The organism is Parvimonas sp. M20, assembly GCF_035282425.1.
Taxonomy (GTDB): Bacteria; Bacillota; Clostridia; order Tissierellales; family Peptoniphilaceae; genus Parvimonas.
Genome location: NZ_JAYKBQ010000090.1, coordinates 1 through 419, shown reverse-complemented (window position 1 = coordinate 419; position 419 = coordinate 1). Strand labels below are relative to the sequence as shown.

Here is a 419-nt window from a genome sequence, read left to right as displayed (position 1 = left end):
GTTGTTTCATTTGTATTGAAATTATTATTTCCATCAACTACATTTGCCTTATTTAGAATCTTTTCTCCACTTACATTGTCATATACTTTTACCTTAAATGTAACTTCTACTGTTTCTCCATCTGCTACATTTTCTTTTGTCCAAGTGATTTCTCTGTCTTTGTATACTCCACCATTATCTGCTGAATCTTTTACATAAGTTGTATGTTCTGGTATTCTATCTTTTATTACAACTTTTTGTACTTTTCCTGTAGTATTCTTGTAAGTTATTTTGTAAAGTAATTCTTGCCCTGCTTTTACTTCCTTACCGTCTATACTTGTATTTGTATCTTTACTATCAAAAACATCTTTTAATGGTTTTGTAGAAGTTGGATTTGTTGTTTCATTTGTGTCAAATGTATTACTTCCATCTGCTACTTT

Annotated in this window: 1 protein-coding gene; it reads right to left on the bottom strand. The window is 29.4% G+C overall.

Annotation, left to right across the window (positions count from 1 at the left end; genetic code table 11):
* Positions 1 to 419, bottom strand: a 419-nt coding sequence (locus VJI93_RS08535; protein ID WP_324000510.1) for a hypothetical protein, incomplete at both ends; no start/stop codon positions are given.